14 protein-coding genes are annotated in these 15,725 nt (G+C 69.3%); 10 read left to right on the forward strand and 4 right to left on the reverse strand.

The features are described 5' to 3' along the window. Nucleotides 1–128 precede the first annotated feature (128 nt). From F3T56_RS02820 to F3T56_RS02840, 5 genes are all read left to right on the forward strand, one after another. Complete coding sequence (locus tag F3T56_RS02820) at nt 129–1,148, forward strand: Gfo/Idh/MocA family protein (RefSeq protein ID WP_149823041.1); 1,020 nt, start codon at nt 129–131, stop codon at nt 1,146–1,148. After that, nucleotides 1,145–2,014: a sugar phosphate isomerase/epimerase family protein gene (locus F3T56_RS02825; RefSeq protein WP_149823042.1), complete on the forward strand. Its 870-nt coding sequence runs from the start codon at nt 1,145–1,147 to the stop codon at nt 2,012–2,014. The genes F3T56_RS02820 and F3T56_RS02825 overlap by 4 nt, the downstream gene beginning before the upstream one ends. Nucleotides 2,015–2,292: 278 nt before the next feature. Continuing rightward, on the forward strand, nt 2,293–3,348 hold the full coding sequence (locus F3T56_RS02830; RefSeq protein ID WP_149823043.1) for a sugar ABC transporter substrate-binding protein: 1,056 nt from the start codon (nt 2,293–2,295) through the stop codon (nt 3,346–3,348). 229 nt (nt 3,349–3,577) lie between these two features. Continuing rightward, on the forward strand, nt 3,578–4,690 hold the full coding sequence (locus F3T56_RS02835; protein ID WP_149823044.1) for an ABC transporter permease: 1,113 nt from the start codon (nt 3,578–3,580) through the stop codon (nt 4,688–4,690). Between the two features lie 38 nt (nt 4,691–4,728). Further along, nucleotides 4,729–5,532: an ATP-binding cassette domain-containing protein gene (locus tag F3T56_RS02840; protein WP_149823045.1), complete on the forward strand. Its 804-nt coding sequence runs from the start codon at nt 4,729–4,731 to the stop codon at nt 5,530–5,532. A 78-nt stretch (nt 5,533–5,610) separates the two neighbouring features. On the opposite strand, the gene F3T56_RS02845 is transcribed toward F3T56_RS02840, so the two are convergent. Both F3T56_RS02845 and F3T56_RS02850 read right to left on the reverse strand, forming a co-directional pair. Then, nucleotides 5,611–6,987 (reverse strand): LCP family protein, encoded by a 1,377-nt coding sequence (locus F3T56_RS02845; protein WP_172638780.1) that lies wholly within the window; start codon nt 6,985–6,987, stop codon nt 5,611–5,613. A gap of 149 nt (nt 6,988–7,136) precedes the next feature. Beyond that, entirely contained in the window at nt 7,137–8,066 is a 930-nt protein-coding gene (locus F3T56_RS02850) for a peptidoglycan-binding domain-containing protein (RefSeq protein WP_149823046.1), read from the reverse strand. A 229-nt stretch (nt 8,067–8,295) separates the two neighbouring features. Here F3T56_RS02850 and F3T56_RS02855 point away from each other — a divergent pair, with 229 nt between their 5' ends. Next, nucleotides 8,296–9,675, forward strand: coding sequence for a phosphoinositide-specific phospholipase C-related protein (locus F3T56_RS02855; RefSeq protein ID WP_149823047.1), 1,380 nt, complete (start codon nt 8,296–8,298; stop codon nt 9,673–9,675). A 19-nt stretch (nt 9,676–9,694) separates the two neighbouring features. On the opposite strand, the gene F3T56_RS02860 is transcribed toward F3T56_RS02855, so the two are convergent. Then, the gene (locus F3T56_RS02860; RefSeq protein WP_149823048.1) at nt 9,695–10,534 is read right to left on the reverse strand and encodes a tetratricopeptide repeat protein; all 840 of its coding nucleotides are present in this window, start codon (nt 10,532–10,534) and stop codon (nt 9,695–9,697) included. Between the two features lie 273 nt (nt 10,535–10,807). Between F3T56_RS02860 and F3T56_RS02865 the strand changes: the two genes are divergently transcribed. The 4 genes from F3T56_RS02865 to F3T56_RS02880 all read left to right on the forward strand — a co-directional run bounded on the left by F3T56_RS02865 (nt 10,808) and on the right by F3T56_RS02880 (nt 14,893). Further along, nucleotides 10,808–11,770: a DUF1731 domain-containing protein gene (locus F3T56_RS02865; protein WP_149823049.1), complete on the forward strand. Its 963-nt coding sequence runs from the start codon at nt 10,808–10,810 to the stop codon at nt 11,768–11,770. A gap of 114 nt (nt 11,771–11,884) precedes the next feature. After that, complete coding sequence (locus tag F3T56_RS02870; RefSeq protein ID WP_149823050.1) at nt 11,885–12,793, forward strand: glycoside hydrolase family 16 protein; 909 nt, start codon at nt 11,885–11,887, stop codon at nt 12,791–12,793. A gap of 82 nt (nt 12,794–12,875) precedes the next feature. After that, nucleotides 12,876–13,634, forward strand: coding sequence for an IclR family transcriptional regulator (locus tag F3T56_RS02875; protein ID WP_149823051.1), 759 nt, complete (start codon nt 12,876–12,878; stop codon nt 13,632–13,634). Between the two features lie 101 nt (nt 13,635–13,735). After that, nucleotides 13,736–14,893 carry a PP2C family protein-serine/threonine phosphatase gene (locus F3T56_RS02880; protein WP_149823052.1) on the forward strand — a complete coding sequence of 386 codons (1,158 nt, stop codon included), beginning with the start codon at nt 13,736–13,738 and terminating at the stop codon, nt 14,891–14,893. Between the two features lie 9 nt (nt 14,894–14,902). Here the strand turns inward: F3T56_RS02880 and F3T56_RS02885 are convergent, their stop codons facing one another. Then, entirely contained in the window at nt 14,903–15,685 is a 783-nt protein-coding gene (locus tag F3T56_RS02885) for a VOC family protein (RefSeq protein ID WP_149823053.1), read from the reverse strand. Between the last annotated feature and the right edge of the window lie 40 nt (nt 15,686–15,725).

A 15,725-nucleotide genomic window follows, 5' to 3' on the forward strand; every position in this document is an offset into this window, starting at 1 on the left:
AGGCCCGACCAGCTTGGTGTGCGCCGAACGGGCATACGCAGCGTAACAACGATGCCGCGCACGGTGCGCACGAGGATACGTTTCCTCCCTCTATCTGCAGCCACGAGTTTCCACGCAAGGAGTTTTTGATGACCGTACATGTAGGCGTCATCGGCGCCGGAATGATCGGCCAGGACCACATACGGCGTCTGACCGAGGTCGTCACCGGGGCGCGGGTCTCCGCCGTCACGGACATCGACGCCGACCGCGCCGCCGAGGTCGCCGCCCGGGTCGGCGCCACCGCGCTGCCCAGCGGCGCCGATCTGATCGCCTCCCCCGACGTGGACGCCGTCCTCGTCACCTCTTGGGGTCCCACGCACGCCGAGCACGTGCTGAACGCCATCGCGGCCGACAAGCCGGTGTTCTGCGAGAAGCCGCTGGCCACGACCGCCGAGGACTGTCTGCGGATCGTCGATGCCGAGCGCGCGCACGGCCGCCGTCTGGTCCAGGTCGGCTTCATGCGGCGCTTCGACCCCGGGTACCGGCAGATGAAGGAGGTGCTCGCGGCGGGCGCTCTCGGGACTCCGTTGATCGTGCACTGCGCGCACCGCAACCCGACGGTGCCCGATGCCTACCACTCCGCGATGGCCGCTCAGGACACGGCCGTGCACGAGATCGACGTACTACGCTGGCTGCTGGACGACGAGATCGTCTCCGCCCAGGTGGTCACGCCGCGCCAGACGAGCAAGCGGTTCGCGCACCTCAAGGACCCGCAGATCATGATCTTCGAGACGGCGAACGGCGTCCGGATCGATCTGGAGGTCTTCGTCAACTGCCAGTACGGCTACGACATCCAGTGCGAGGTCGTCGGCGAGAACGGGCTGGTCCGGCTGCCCGACCCGGCCGCCGTCACCGTCCGCTCCGCCGGGCAGCACAGCGTCGCCGTGACGCAGGACTGGAAGGTCCGCTTCGCCGAGGCCTTCGACACCGAGTTCCGTGAGTGGATCAACGCCGTCGCGACCGGCGCCGAGCCCACCGGCCCGTCCGCCTGGGACGGCTACGCCGCCACCGTCATCACCGACGCCGCCGTCCGCTCCCTGGAGTCCGACGGCACCGTCGTCGCCGCCGACATGAAGCCCCGCCCCGCGTTCTACGGAGGGACCGCGTGAAGATCGCCCTCGACCCCTATATGTTCCGCCACCTGTCGATCGACGACATGGTGCGCACGGTCGCCGAACTCGGCTACCAGTACATCGAGTTGTCGCCGCGTGACGACTTCATGCCGTTCTTCCTGCATCCGCGGGCGGACGACGAGCGCGTCGCGGAGTTCAAGCGGTCACTGCGCACGCACGGGGTGCGATTGTCCTCGGTGCTGCCGCTGTACAAGTGGTCCTCGCCGGACGAGACCGAGCGGCAGACCGCCGTCCGCTACTGGAAGCGGATGATCCAGATCACCGCCGACCTCGAATGCACGCTGATGAACTCGGAGTTCAACGGCCGCCCGGAGCGCGCCGCCGAGAGCGAGGCCGCCTTCTGGCGGTCGCTGGAGGAACTGCTGCCGGTGTTCGAGCGGGAAGGCATCGCTCTGAACCTGGAGGCGCACCCGGACGACTTCTGCGAGGAGAACACCCCCGCGGTCGACCTCGTCCGCGCGATCAACAAGCCGTGGGTGAACTACCTCTACTGCGCGCCGCACACCTTCCACCTCTCGGGTCCCTCGGAGGTCGGCGCGGACATCGCGGCGATGATGCGCTACGCCGGCGACAAGCTGAAGCACGTGCACATCGCGGACTCCTTCAACCACAAGGGCTCCAGCGGTCTGCGGTACATCCTCAACCCGCCCGGCACCACCGCCCGCATCCACCAGCACCTGGACATCGGCCAGGGCGAGGTCGACTGGGACGTCTTCTTCGGCACTCTTCGCGAACTGAACTTCGACGGAGTGGCCACGGCCTGCGTGTTCGCCTGGGAGGAACGCGCTCGCGAATCGTCGGCTTTCATGCTCGACCGCATCACCAAGGAACTTGCTTCCTGAGGCATCTTTTTGCCGCACACTAGAGCGCTCCATAAATAATCGAAAATAGCGACCAGAGAGCCTTGCAGAGTTTTGATCAGAACCCGGCACGGCTCTCTGGCCTGCGTAAAAGCACCACTAATCGCCGTAACCTTTTCGTTGGAATTACCTCGTTAAATCGCATTGACACCTTCGGCCAAAGGGGCGCTAATTTTCGCCAAAGAGGCCATCGACCGGTCAGTCCCGCAATTCACCGCGGGCGCGGCGCCTCACAGATTCCTCAAAGGAGAGGTCGCACCATGCCGCACTCCGCTCACTCGCCCCGCAGAACCCGTCTCCGCCGGATCTCCGGCTGGCGCGCACTGGCCGCCGTCCCCGCACTGGCTCTGCTCGCCGTGGGCTGCTCCAACGCCGCGGACGACACCGCGGCGGCCTCGGGCAAGGGCACGTCGCTCTCATCGGGCCTCGGCAGCAAGGCCGAGGCCCGCAAGGTCACCTTCCTGCTCCCCCAGGACCCGGGCGACCCGTTCTGGACGACCATCGCGCAGGGCGCCAAGGACGCCGCGCAGCTGCTGAACCTCGACCTGAACATGCAGACCAGCTCGGGCGACCAGTCCAAGTACAACGACCTGATCGGCAGCGCGGTCGCCGACAAGCCCGCCGCGCTGGCCGTCGTCCTGGACGACCCCAACAAGTACACCGAGAACGTCTGCGCGGCCCAGAAGGCCGGCATCCCGGTGATGAGCTACAACATCACGCAGGAGGGCGAGGTCGGCGACTGCACGCTCGGCTTCGTCGGCCAGGACTTCGAAGAGGTCGGCTACCTCCTCGGCAAGCGTCTCCTCGCCGACAACCCCGACATCGGCAAGGGCGACACCGTCCTCACGCCCGTCGAGTTCCCGGACCAGGTCTACGCGGTCCAGCGCCACGCCGGCGTCAAGCGGGCCCTGGACGAGGTGGGCGCCAAGACGGAGCTCCTCGGCACCGGCATCGAGGACTCCGCCGCCCTCGACAAGATCACGCAGTACCTGCTCGGTCACAAGGACACCGCCGCCATCGTCCCGCTGGGCGGGACCCCGCACCGCACCGTCCCCAAGGCCCTGGAGGACTCAGGCCTGAAGGTGCCCGTCGTCGGCTTCGACCTGGCGCCGCAGATCGTCACCGGCATCGAGTCCGGCGCCATCGGCGCGGCGGCCGACCAGCAGGGCTACGTCCAGGGCTTCCAGTCCGTCATGCAGCTCGGTCTGCTCCTGGACTTCGGCCTGAGCCCGGCCGACATCAACTCCGGCGGCAGCGGCCTGGTCGACAAGGACAACGTCGGCATCGCCAAGGAACTCGCCGGCAAGGTCCGCTGACCCATGCGGTCCGCACCCGAAGGCAACAGCCTGAAGGCAACGACCTGAAGGCAACAGCTCTTCATCCGCCGACGATTCGGCCAGGGCCTGTCCGGCGGATCCCAGTCGGCTCAGGCAGCGGCGCCTCACCAGCGCCGCGTACCGGGCCTGATCCGCCGGACAGGCCTCGGGGCGGCCAGGCAGCATCGGCCGGCCGCCCCGCCCAACCCATCAGGAAGGCAGTACGACCATGAGCGAGCGCAGCGGTCAGACGACCGCGGGGAGCATTGCGGCGGCAGGGGGCGCCGCCGTCGCGGAGGACGCCCCGGCCGGGAGTGTGCCCGCCCGGAAGCGGACTCTCGCGGACTCCGCCCCCACCAGCACAGCGGACCGCCTGACCGAGCGCTTTCGCCAGATCCGCGGGCGGGGCGCGCTGGAGATCGGCCTGGTCTTCGTCCTGGTGCAGCTCGGCTGCATCATCTACTACCTCGTGGACCCCGCCGGCTTCCCCTACCTGGAGAAGTCCAACTTCAACGTCCTCAGCCAGAGCATCCCGGTCCTCGCGATCCTCGCCATCGGCGCCGGTGTGCTGATCATCGCCGGTGAGTTCGACCTGTCGCTCGGCGCCAACTTCACCTTCTGCGCGCTGGTGTTCACCCGGTGGTACGCCGACAGCGCGAGCGCCTGGACCGCCACCGGTATGGCCGTCGTCACCGGTATCGCGATCGCTCTGCTCAACGGCATCCTGGTCACCAAGGCCAAGATCCCCTCCTTCATCGTGACGCTGGGCATGATGCTGTTCTGGGAGGGAGCGGCGCTCTTCTACAACGGCACCACCGCCTCCCTGATGGTCCCCAGCGAGGCCATGAAGCAGGTCTTCACCGCCGATCTCGGCTTCTTCCGCGGTCAGGTGCTGTGGCTGATCGGCATCGGTGTCGTGTTCTGGCTGCTCGTGCACAGACATCGGCTCGGCAACCACATCTTCGCCGTCGGCGGCAACCCCGCCGCCGCCCGCGCCATCTCCATCAACCCCGACCGGGTCAAGATCATCGCGTTCGGCGTGCTCGGTCTGTGCGTGGCCCTCGCCGCCATCCTGACCGCCGTCCGCACCGGTTCCGTCCAGCCCGGCACCGGGCGCGGCATGGAGCTGAAGGCGATCGCGGCCGCCGTCGTCGGTGGTGTCGCCCTGTCCGGCGGCCGGGGCAGCGTCCTCGGCATGGTCCTCGGCGCGGCCCTCATCCTCACCGTGCAGGACATCCTGCTGCTCGGTGGTGCGCCCGGCTTCTACCTGGACCTCTTCGTGGGTCTGATCATCGTCGCCGCGGCCTTCTTCAACCGCATGATCGAGGGGAAGGCGAAGTGAGCGCCGACGCGTCCACCGCCGGAAACGGAGCACCGACCATGTCCCCCACCGCCACCGAGGAGCGCACCGGCGAGGTGCTGCTGGAGCTGTCCGGCATCACCAAGCGGTACGGCGCCAACACGGTTCTGAACGACGTCGGCTTCAAGATCCATCAGGGCGAGGTCGTCGGTCTGCTCGGCGACAACGGCGCCGGCAAGTCGACCCTGGTCAAGACGATGTCCGGCGTGGTCGTCGCCGAGGAGGGCGACTACCTGTGGCGCGGCGAGAAGCTGAACTCGCCCAACCGCCAGGAGACCGAGAAGCGCGGCGTGGAGACGATCTTCCAGGACTCCGCGCTCGTCCCCTCCATGACCATCACCCGCAACATCTTCATGGGCCGTGAAATCACCAACCCCCTGGGGATGCTGAAGCTCAGGAAGATGGATGAGATCGCCGCGCAGATCCTCGACAGCGTGGTCACCATCGAGGGCATCAAGAGCCCCCGCCAGTTGGTGGGTTCGCTCTCCGGCGGTCAGCAGCAGGCGGTGGCGATCGCGCGCGCGGTGCACTTCAAGCGCAGTCTGCTGATCCTCGACGAGCCGACGAGCGCCCTGGCCGTCCGTGCGACCGAGGCCCTGCTCAACTATCTGCTCCAGCTCAAGCAGGAGGGCGTCAGCTCGGTCCTGGTCACGCACAACCTGCACCACGCCTACCAGATCTGTGACCGGCACATCGTGATGAACCACGGCCGCAAGATCCTCGACGTACGCCGCGAGGACACGAGTGTCGAGGAACTCACGGCGGCTGTCGTGGAAGGCCCGGAGGGTCTGCGGCGCCACCGGGAGGGCAAGCCGCTCGCCTGAGCGACACCCCCGACCTGACCGCCCACCCTCACGCGCCGACGAGGGTGGGCGGTCGGGTCAGGTCGTCGAAGACACCGGTCAGGGCAGGTCGTCCATGTCGAGGTCCGTTCCGACGACCAGGGTCACGACGCCCGCGGGGGCGTCCGCGGCCTGTGTGGCTTCGGTGTCGGGCAGCCGCGAGGCGAGGACCTTCGCCTGCTTGGCCAGATCCGACGGGTGGGTCACCGTCGTTTCGCCGGTGGTCTCCGGCGCGTTGCCCGTGCCGCCGACCGTGAAGCCGGCCTCGCGCAGCCGCTCGGCGACCTCCGCGGCGCGCCCTGTGACTCCGGTGCCGTTGAGGACCTGGAGGCGCACATTGGACGCGTAGACCAGGTCCTTCTTGGCCTGCGTCTGCAGTCGCTCCTTGTCGACCTCCTTGTCCTTGGCGAGGGAGGTGAACAGGTCGGCGGCCTGCGGGTACTGCCAGACGATGTTGGCCTTGTCGGTGGGGACGTCGGCCTCACGGGGGTAGTTGGGCACGGTCAGGAAGGTCAGCCGGTCGCTCGGGATGCCCTTGAGTTCGGAGGCGAGGTCGTACAGCGGGTCGATGCCGGCAAGGTCCTCGTCCGTAGTCAGGGACTTGGTGGCCGACTGCATGAAGTCGTAGAGCGATGTGGGGCTGGTCAGCTTGGACTTGGCCTTGGCGGCCAGGGCCTCCATGAACTCCTGCTGGCGTCCGATGCGTCCGATGTCGGAGCCGTCGCCCACGGCGTAGCGGGTCCGTACGTAGCCGAGCGCCGTCTCGCCCTTGACGGTCTGGCAGCCCGCCTCCATGTCGAGGAGGGCGTCCTCGTCCTTGATGGGCTGCTCGGGGCAGACCTCGATGCCCTCCAGGGCGTCGACCATCCCCTTGAAGCCCTGGAAGTCGACCGACATGAAGTTGTCGATGCGCAGACCGGTGTTCTCCTCGATCGTCCTGATCGAGCAGGCGGCCGCCCCGGCGACCTCGCCCTTCGCACCGCCGATCGCGAACGCCTCGTTGATCTTCGCGAGGTGCGGGCTGGACGTGCTGCCGTCGCCCGTGTCGCACGCCGATATCTCGACCCACGAGTCACGCGGGAACGACACCACGGTCGCCCACTTCCGGTTCGCCGGGATGTGCAGCACCATCAGCGTGTCCGACTGCATGGTGGTCAGGTCCTTGCCGTACTTGGCGTTCGCCCCGTCACGGCTGTCCGAGCCGACGACCAGGATGTTCTTGGAGCCGGGGCTGAGATTGACCGGACGGTCGCCGCCGAGCTTGTTGTCGACGTCGGCGCCGATGATGTTGTTGTCCAGGTCCTTGTACACCCAGGCGCCGACACCCGCGACTCCCAGGACGAGCACCGCGCAGCTTCCCGCGACCCACCCCAGCGTCCGGCCCTTCCGCGTCGCCCCGCTCCCGGCACCCGCGCGCCGCTTTCCCGTACCGCTCACCGGCCTTCCCCCGCCTCGGCCGCACCGGCCGGTCGACTCCCCCTGCACGTCCGGGACTTGTGATCACCGAACCACAGGACTCTACATCCGTATCCGTGGAGAGGTACGGATCAGCGACTGACTCGTCTCACCACCTCCAGCTGCGAGGGTCAGGGCTCCGAGGTCTCGGATTCGAGGGAGGCCCGGGTCGTGGGGCCGTAGACGCCGGACTCGTCGTCGAGGACGACGCGCGTCAGCTGGTAGCCGCCGACCGCTCTTTCGACGGTGCGGTCGTACTCTCCGTCGATCTCTCCGTTGTAGAACCCGATCTGCCGCAGCCGGAGCTGGAGTTCGGTGACTTCCGGCCCGCTGTCGCCGAAGCGGAGGACGGGGCTGCTGTCCTCCTCCGATCCCGTCGGCGTCGGCGCGGGGGCCGCCGTGGCCGTGGTGCCTCCGTTGGACGGAGGGCTGGTCGGGTCGGCCGAGCCGGTCGGGTTGGCCGGACTCCCGGACGGGGTCGCGGACGGCGAGGCGGACGGGCTCTCGGGCGGCCGCGGCGTGGGAGCCGTCCGGGACGGGGACACTGACGCCGCGTCACTCCTGGACGCCGCCTCCGGCAGGTCCGCCCGTACATCGTCGGACACGGAGCCGTCCCGCGAGGGCGTCTCGTACGAGAACAGGCCGCCGACGATTCCTCCGGTCACCAGGAGGGCGGCGACAGCTCCGGCCCCGGTGGCGAGCATGGCCCGGCGTCGGCGCCGCTGACGGTCCGGGGCCGGGTCGATATCGGCCGGGGGCTGCTCGTCGGGGACAGAGGGGGCGCTGTGGACCGGTTCCATCTCGGCGGTGGGTACTCCATTGCCCTCGTCCACGGACTCCGCGGCGGCAGGCTCCGTGCCCTCGACCGCCTCCGTCTCGTCACCGACGTTGACGAACGGGCGTATGCGCACCGGATCGAAGTCCTCCGCGGCCGCCGCCTCCACCGTACGGCTCTCGCGGTGGGCGTCCGACGCGCGCCGGCCGCAGGAACAGGCCGGAGTGCCGTCCGTCGCGCGCGGCGTACCGCATTGGGGGCAGACAGGGCCTGTCGGTTCACTCACGCGCGGTCTCTCTCCGGACGAGCTTCAGAGATCGAACAGATCTCCTACACAGAATCACCAAGAGTTCCTTGAATATGCAAGCGGAACATTCGCCATCTCGCGGCCTTTCAGGGCGAGTTCGGACTCACCATGTCTTCATGTGCCGGGGCTGGTGCACGACCGGGGCGACGGTGTGTCATGCCTCTGACATCAACCCGACCCCGACGCATCGGTGTGGAGGAAATCCCCCGTGAACCTGACCCACCCCCACCCCCGTCCCCGTCCCCGTGCCCTGTGCACAGTCGCCGCGCTCGCCCTGAGCGTGCCCGTCCTGTTCTCGGGCCCCGCCGCCGCGGCGCTCCCCACGTACTCGGTCTATCTGCAGAACTCGGTCACTGGACTCAACGCGGCCGACGGCGACGGTACGGTCGTCGCGCACAACCCCAGAGGCAACGAGGACCACCAGCAGTGGACGCCGGTCGCCGTGAGCGGCGGCCACCAGTTGCAGAACGCCGACCAGTCCGGGGTCTGTCTCGGGCGCAGCGGCACGTCGGCGGTGACGGCGAGCTGCGGTGCGGACGGCACCACGTGGACGATCACCGCGGCGGCGAACAGCACCTACACGGTGGGCGTGCCCGGGACCTCGCAGTACCTCACGGGGGTGTCCTCCGACTCCTCGGCCGTACGGATCGGGGCGAGCGGCGCTCTCGCCCGCTGGTATCTCACGCCGGTCACCCACGCCACGACGGCGATGCCGTCCGCCGACACCCGCACCCTCGACCAGGTCACGTTCCTCACCTCGCACAACGCCTACGCCAACGGGGCCGACGGAAACTTCGCCTCGTTCCCCGTCAGCCTCTTCCCCAACCAGTCGCGCGGCGTAAGCCAGCAACTCACCGACGGCGTACGGGGGTTCATGCTGGACGCGTACACCGTGTCGGGGCAGGCCATGCTGTGTCACAACAGCTGTGACGGGGTCAGCAGTCCGGTACCGCTCGCCGCGGATCTGCAACGCATGGTCGACTTCCTCAAGGCCAATCCGGGCGAGTTCGCCACGGTCTTCCTGGAGGACTACACCGCCTCCGACGTACTGAAGTCGTCCCTGGCCTCGGTCAGCGGCCTGTCCGACGTGCTGTACCGGCCGGACCAGGAGGGCGTGGCGACCGCCGGCTGGCCGACGATGGCCGACCTCGCCGACCGGGGCAAGCAGTTGCTGATCTTCAGCGACCGTACCCGCGCGAGCGATGTCTCCAGCGGTTATGCCACCCGCGACACCTTCGGTGTGATGTACCAGCGTGAGTGGACCGTGGAGAACTACTGGTCCATGGGCGGCGGGATCGGCGACTCCGACTGGTCCTGCTACAGCCGCTGGGGCACGAGCAGGCCGCTGACCACGGACTCGACCGCCTTCCATCCGCTGTTCGTGATGAACCACTTCCGCGACTACACGGTCAGCGGGACGGCCGAGACGGACAACGCCAAGCTCCTCAACCGCACCCAGAACTTCTGCACCCCCGCCGCCCGCAAGAAGCCCAACTACCTCGCCGTGGACCGCTACGACCTGGGCTCCCCCACCCCGCTCACGACCGTCGGCAACCTCAACGCGTACGTCCTCGCGCCGGGTCAGTGAGCGTCTGCGTCCGTCGGGCTCAGACCGGACGGTTGCCGGTCGCGGCCCGGGCCCATGCGGCCCCGGCCGCGGCCAGGCTCCGGCTGTCCTGGTGGACGAGGGCCAGGTTCCGCAGGGTGTCGCCCGCGCTGTGCCAGTCCTCGAGGCTTTCCCAGATGTCCAGGGCCTGGTTGTAGGCGCTGGGCGCGGCATCGCGGCGCCCCATCTGCCCCTGAGTGGCGCCGAGGCTGGTGAGTACCGTCGCTTCTTTGCGCCGGTCGCCGGTGGACCGGAACAGTTCAAGGGCGTCCTGGAGAGCGTCGACGGCCTCGGCGAGTCGGCCCGCGGCGCTCAGCGCACAACCGAGGTTGGTGATCACCGCGGCCGCGCGACGGGAATCACCGGCGGCCTGAAAGATCTGTGAGCGATACAGGGCGAGGCGTGCCGTACTGCTTGCGGGCAGGTCCCGTCCGCGGATACCGAGGGCATCGAGCAGGTCCGACACGACCTGGTCCGGATGGAGCGGCCTCTCGCTGTATCCCGCCACATCGACGAAGAGCGTGCCCCCGGGGAACCAGCCGCGCTCGTCGGCACGGTGTGCGGCGTGCAGGGCGAGCGCGGTCTTGCCGATGCCTCCCAGACCCGACACCGCGCAGATCACCACGGGATGACCGCTCTCAGCCCGCGGTTCGAGCGTGGGCAGTATCCGGACCAGGTCGTCGTCACGTCCGATGAGGTTGACCGGGGCGGCGGGGAGCGCGGACATCGCGACAGGCGCCCATGCACGGTCACCGTGGTAGTGGTACTCGACCTTGCCCGACACCGAACCATGGAAGTCACTGCCGCGAAGATCGATGTGGTCGTCGTACGCAGCGGTCACCCCGTCCCTCCTGTCCTGGGCGCCAGGCCAGAGGCTGGATTCGATCGCCGAAACGGAAATCTCTGCTTCCGCTAGAGGATTTGGGGCGGCGATCGGTACGGAGCGGCCGCGGGAGGTGCTTCAGCTCTGTGGGTCGCGGTCCTGTTCCGGCTGTCGGTCCGCAAGGCGCACACCATGGCGGAGCTGCCGTCAACCCCATCATTTTGAACACGTTCAAGTATGGGCTAGGGTCGTTCGCACACACGGATGAGGGCAGACGGATGGGGAAGCCCGATGAAGATCGTGATCCCCGGGGGAACCGGGCAGGTGGGCGCGATCCTGAACCGCGCGCTGACGGCGGCCGGGCATGAGGTGACGGTGTTGACCCGGCGACCGGCCGACCGGGGTGAAGTCGCTTGGGACGGGGAGACCCTGGGGCCGTGGGCCGAGGTGATCGACGGCAGCGATGTCGTGATCAACCTGGCCGGCCGCAGCGTGAGCTGCCGCTACACGCCCGCCAATCTCCAGGCGATGATGGACTCGCGCGTCCACTCCACCCGGGTGGTCGGCGAGGCCGTCGCCGCCGCGGCCCGGCCTCCCCGCGTCTGGCTGCAGATGAGCACCGCCACGGTCTACGCCCACCGCTTCGACGCGCCCAATGACGAGGCCACCGGTGTGATCGGCGGAACCGAACCCGATGTGCCGGGCTACTGGTCCTTCAGCGTCGACATCGCCAAGGCCTGGGAGCGGGAACAGGAGCAGGCCGACACCCCGCACACCCGAAAGGTTGCCCTGCGTTCGGCCATGGTGATGAGCCCCGACCGGGGCGGCGTGTTCGACGTCCTGCTGTGGATGGCACGGCTCGGGCTCGGCGGCCCGGTCGCGGGCGGCGCGCAGTACGTGTCCTGGATCCACGACCGCGACTTCGTCCGCGCGGTCGAGTTCCTCATCGACCGGGACGATCTCACCGGCCCGGTGAACCTCGCCTCCCACTCTCCCCTGCCGCAGCGCGCGCTCATGCGCGCGCTGCGTGCCGCCCGGGGCGTCCCGGTGGGGCTGCCCGCGACGAAGTGGATGGCCGAGATCGGCGCCTTCGTCCTGCGCACGGACACCGAACTGCTCCTGAAGAGCCGGCGCGTCGTCCCGGGCCGCCTGCTCGAAGCGGGTTTCACCTTCGACCACCCCGAGTGGCCGGAGGCCGCCGACGACCTCGTACGGCGCAGGCGTCTCCCGACCCCTCCCGACCCCCAGCGGTAGCGGAGCAGGACGGTCCGGTAGGCGTCCTGCTCCGGGGATGGCGTCGAACCGGTCATGCGGCGAGGATGCTCCCTCGCACAGGCACGTTCCGCCGCGGACCGGAAGGGCCTTCCGATGGGCATGCACGCAGCACCGCACCATCGCCGACGCGCCGCCCTGTTGGTACCCCTGGGCCTCATGCTCCTGGCCGTTCTCCTCGGGGTCCCGCGTGCCGATGGAGCGCCCGGGTCGGCCGACGCCTGCCGCACCACGGGCACCGAACTGCCCATCGGCGACTGCGGGCCGTTCTGGCAGGTCCTCGCGGAGGACTTCGCTGGCGACCGGGTTCCGCTGGGCTCGTTCAGCGACTGCGATCACCATGTCGACACCTCGGCCGCGTACTGCGGGGGCCTGAGCGGCGAGTACCGCGACAACTGGTGGGCCTATCCGACCGGTTGGCGGGACACGGCCAACGACCGCGACCGGGACGTCGTGGGTGTCTACCACCCGGAGGACACGGTGAGCGTGGGTCCTGCGGCGAACGGCGACGGCAGGATGTACGTACGAATGTGGCGGCCCGCCGACGGAGGGCCCGTACATGCGGCGGCGGTGGTACCCCGTGCCGTCATGCAGATGAAGTACGGCAAGTACAGCGCCCGCATCAAGGTGACCAGGCTTGCTCCGGGATACAAGTCCGCCTGGCTGCACTACGGCGGGGGCTGCGAGATGGACCATCCCGAGGGCGAGTGGACCGGCGACCTCACCGCCTTCCACCATCCGTGCGGCGGAGGCGAGCAGGGTCACTTCCCGGGGAGCGACAGCTGGACGCAGTGGCACACCGTGTCGACCGAGTGGACGCCCGGCCATGTGCGGTTCTTCGTGGACGGACGGCAGACGGGGCACGACACCCGGAACGTGCCGGACCGCCCCCTGTCCTGGATCCTGCAGAACGAGAGCGCCCTGCAAGGGCCCGGCGCGGCTCCGGGCAGCAGCGCTCAGCTCGACATCACCTGGGTCGCGGCCTACGCGTACGGCTGGAAGTAGCGGGACGAGTCCCCCGTGGCCCGGCACCGTGCCGAGCCGGACGCGTCTTGCCCGCGCCCCGCACCCGGCGCACGCTGGTCATATGGCTGCTCACGAGGGCCCTACGCTCATCACGTCCGTGCAGCGGGCCTTCCGGCTGCTGGAGGCGGTGAGCGCGCACGAGAACGGCGCGCCGGCGAAACAGCTGGCACGTGAGACGGGGCTGCCCCTGGCCACCGCGTACCACCTGCTGCGGACCCTGGTCCACGACGGCTACCTGCGGAAACTGGACGACGGCGGATTCATCCTGGGCGACAGGCTGCGGGAGCTCCACACCACCAGCCGCGCGCAGGCCCTGCTCAGCCGGGTCCGTCCGACACTGGCCGCCCTGCGGGACGAGTTCACGACCGCCGCCTACCTGACCTTCTACGAGGACGGCGAGATCCGGGTAGCCGAGATCGTGGACAGCCCCCGGGCGCCCCGCGTGGATCTCTGGGTGGGGTTCGAGGACGCCGGGCACGCCACCGCACTGGGCAAGTCGGTGCTGCGGGAGCTGGACGAGGACTCCCGCAAGGACTATCTCTCCCGGCACCCCCTCACCGATCTCACCCCTCGGACGATCACCGACCCGCCGGAACTCCTCCGCCGCCTCGACTCCTCACCCGTGGCCCCTGCCGTCACGGACCTGGAGGAGTACTCCCTGGGTACGGTCTGCGTCGCGGTGCCCGTGTACAGCGGGGGCACCCTCGGCTCGCTCGGCGTCTCTTTGCCGAAGGACCGGCTCTCCCGGCTGGAGGAGATCCGGGCACGGCTCATCCCGACCGCGAGCCGGGTGACCAGGGGCCTCTCGCTCACTATCTGAAAATCGGATCCTTGTGGTCCTCACGCCGAACCTATTTCCTGGATGAAACAGACATTTCAGGAGCGCACCCGCGCACGCACAGATGAGGACTCGGACGGAAGATGAGACGAACGCCGGCCCGGAAAAGCGGCGCCGCACAGCTGGCCTCCGGTACGCCCGTACTGCCCGTTCTGATCGTCTCCGTCATCGTGGTCGTCGACCTCGTCGGCGGAGCCGGGCTGACCTGGCTGCCACTGCTCGCCGCCGGTCCCGCGCTGGCCGCCACCACGAGCGGGCCGCGCGGAGTCCTCTGTGTCGGTCTCCTCGCCGGGACACTGGCCGCGATGCTCGGCATACGGGACGGTGCGCCGGACCGCGATCTCGCCTCCGTCCTGGCCGCCCTGGTGGCCGTCACTCTGGCGAGTGCCCTGGCCAGCGCGTTGCGCGGCCGTCGCGAACGGGTGCTCGCGGCCGTCCGCTCGGTCGCGGAGACCGCCCAGCACGCGCTTCTCAAGCCGGTACCGGCGGCCGTCGGCCCGTTCCAGGTGGCCGTCCGCTACAGCGCCGCGGCCGCGGAGGCCCGTATCGGCGGGGATCTCTACGCGCTCGTGCCCACGCCGTACGGGGTACGGCTGATCGTCGGCGATGTGCGCGGCAAGGGGCTGCCGGCCGTGGGGACCGCCGCCCTGGTGCTCGGTGTCTTCCGCGAGGCGGCCTACGAGGAGCCCGATCTCCTCGCCGTCGTCGCCAGGATCGAACGGAGTCTGGCGCGCAACCTCGGCAGCGACGACTTCGTCACCGCGGTGGTCGCCGGTTACCCCCGGTCAGGGTGCCTGGAGGTGGTCAACTGCGGACACGCGCCCCCGCTGCTGGTGAGCGGGTCGGGGGTCGTACCGGTGGAACCCACCCGTCCGGCCCCGCCCCTCGGACTGCGCACCCTCACCGACGAGCGCCCCAGCCTCCAGGTGCTGCCCTTCGCCGACGGTGATCAGCTGCTGCTCTACACCGACGGGGTCACGGAGGCCCGCGACCACAGCCGTGAGTTCTACCCGCTCGCCGAGCGGCTGGGGCGGCACCTCTCCGACGAGCCGGCGCGGACGCTCACCGGCCTCCACGACGAGTTGCTGGCACATGTGGGCGGCCGCCTGGAGGACGACGCGGCGTTGCTCCTGCTCCGCAAACCGCGCAAACCGGCCGTTGCCGAAGCGGCCGTCCTCGAAGCGGGGCCCGCGGTGTCGGACACCGCGGGCCGTCAGCTCAACGCCCCGGTGACCCGGTGATCGGACCTTTCAGGTCTGCCGCGGGTTCGGCTTCAGTACGGCGAACTCCGCGCCGAAGGGGTCGGCCAGCCAGGCGATCCGGCCGACGCCGGGCACGTCCGCGGCGGGCATGATCATGGATCCGCCGCCGTCCTCCGCCGCCCGGACGATGTCATCGGCGTCGGCGACGGCGAAGTACGGCACCCAGCGGGCCTTGTGTTGCCCCGCCTGGAGGGGCGCCACGCCACCGAAGGAAGCGTCCTGCTGGTCGCCTTCCTCGATGCTCAGCACCCGGTAGGTCATTCCGGGTGCCGACATCTCCGCGGACCGCCAGCCGAACAGAGCGTTGTAGAAGGCGAGGGCACGGACCGGGTCCTGGACGTGCAGCTCGACCCACAGGAGGGTGTTGTCCTCGGACGTCTTCTCCAGCCCCTGGGTCTTCCCGGGCTGCCATACGGCGAACGGCGCGCCCTGGGGGTCGGTGAACTGGGCCATCCACCCCTCCCCCATGATGTCCATGGGCTCGGCGCGTACGGCACCGCCGTCCGCGACGACCCGGCGGGCGGTCTCCTGGATGTCGTCGGTCTTGAAGTACGTCGTCCAGGCCGTGTGGGCGCCCTCCTCGGTCAGGGAGCCGAGCGCGGCGACGGTCTTGCCGTCCTTCTGGAAGAACCCGTACCCGCCGGCGTCGGGCCCGGCGGAGACGAAGGCCCAGCCGAAGAGGTCGCCGTAGAAGGTGGCGGCCAGGGCCGGGTCGGGACTGCCGAGATCGATCCAGTTGGGCGATCCGGTACGGAACTCGGTGCTGAGCATCTGTTTCTCCTTCTGGTGTCCGATAGGGACCTGGCATCCG

Source organism: Streptomyces tailanensis, assembly GCF_008386495.1.
In the GTDB taxonomy this organism is placed as follows: domain Bacteria; phylum Actinomycetota; class Actinomycetes; order Streptomycetales; family Streptomycetaceae; genus Streptomyces; species Streptomyces tailanensis.